Below are 1,519 nucleotides of genomic sequence, written 5' to 3' on the forward strand. Positions count from 1 at the left end.
ATAGCTGAACTTCTCGTCCTCGAACGGGACTTCCGCCGCCTTCAATTGCTGATGCAGCTTCGAGCGCGGCAATCGCTGCACGAAGTGGCACCAGTCCGGTGCCGTCAATGGACAGGCATTCTCATGCGGGCAGGGCGCGATCACGTGCGCACCCTGCGCGATCAGCCGGTCGCGCGCTGCCAGGATGCGGGCGTAGCCGGCCGGCGTGCCTGGTTCGACGATCAGCAGCGTGTCCTCGGTCTTGCGCCACAGCGCGTCCGCGAAGGCGTCGCGATCGGCGTCGCCGAGTTCGTTGATCACGTAGCTGGCGATCACGAGGTCGGCCGCCGGCGCGTCGCCGAGCAGCTTGCGGGCATCACCGAGCCGGTAGTCGGGCGCCAGCCGGCTCTGCTGCGCCAGTGACAGTGCCAGCTCGCGCAGAGCCGGATTGGCATCGAGCAGCGTGAGAGATTTCGGTGCGCCATACGCCTGCGCGGCGGCGAAGCTCGCCGTGCCCGGCCCGGCACCGACATCGAGTAGCGAGGCCGGCGCAAACTCCGGCCGGATCTCCGCCATCGCATTCAGGCACGCCGCCACCGCCGCATAAGTCGCCGGCATCCGCGCGCCCGCGTAAGCGAGCGCATCGGCCTGTGTCCGGATCGGCGCCGACGTCCCGCCGCCGCGGTAAGTCTCCGAAATCACCGCCGCCCGCGCGGCGGCATCGCCGCGCGCAGTGCCGTGGAGCATCTGCTCCAGCGCGGATTTCAGTTCGGCGGGAAGGGCGGGGGAGATCATGCGAGGTTCATACACCTCCACCCGAAAGGCGTCATGCGCGGGCTTGACCCGCCTGCGCGGCCGAAGCCGCTCCGGCGCGGCGAAGGCCCGCGCATCCATCGCGCGAAGCGCGCCGAATGAAGCTGCACTTTGCGAAGAAGCTGGATCGCCGGGTCAAGCCCGGCGATGAAGGTTCTCTGTGAAGTCGGCCTTGGCCGTCATCCTGAGGCGGCCGCGTAGCGGCCCTCGAAGGATGACTTGGCAAGGTGTTCGTAGCTCATCCTTCGAGGCCCGGCGTTGCCGGGCGCCTCAGGATGACGCTGCGATTGCGACGCGCAGCGCGATTACGCCACGTTCTGATCGAGAATATCCACCGCGCCCTGCAGGTCGACCGAGACCAGCTGCGACACGCCGCGTTCCGCCATGGTGACGCCGAACAGGCGGTTCATGCGCGCCATGGTGATCGGGTTGTGGGTGATGATGATGAAGCGCGTCTCGGTGGTTTCGCGCATCTGCTGCAACAGGTCGCAGAACCGTTCGACGTTGTGGTCGTCGAGCGGCGCGTCGACTTCGTCCAGCACGCAGATCGGCGACGGGTTCGTCAGGAACACCGCGAAGATCAGCGCCATTGCGGTCAGCGCCTGTTCGCCGCCCGACAGCAGCGACAGCGACTGCGGCTTCTTGCCCGGCGGCTTGGCGATGATTTCGAGGCCGGCGGCGAGCGGGTCGTCGCTCTCGATCAGCTTCAACTCGGCCTCGCCGCCGC

The 1,519-nt window shown here is 67.8% G+C and carries 2 protein-coding genes; both read right to left on the bottom strand.

Annotated elements, in window-relative coordinates; all coding sequences use genetic code 11:
• Positions 1 to 774 (bottom strand): small ribosomal subunit Rsm22 family protein (locus I5M_RS05730; RefSeq protein ID WP_022720531.1); only part of this gene is annotated, 774 nt, incomplete at its 3' end.
• Positions 775 to 1,097: 323 nt separating this feature from the next.
• A partial coding sequence (locus tag I5M_RS05740; RefSeq protein WP_022720530.1) for an AAA family ATPase occupies positions 1,098 to 1,519 on the bottom strand: 422 nt, incomplete at its 5' end.

Source organism: Rhodopseudomonas sp. B29 (assembly GCF_000333455.1).
Classification (GTDB): domain Bacteria; phylum Pseudomonadota; class Alphaproteobacteria; order Rhizobiales; family Xanthobacteraceae; genus Rhodopseudomonas.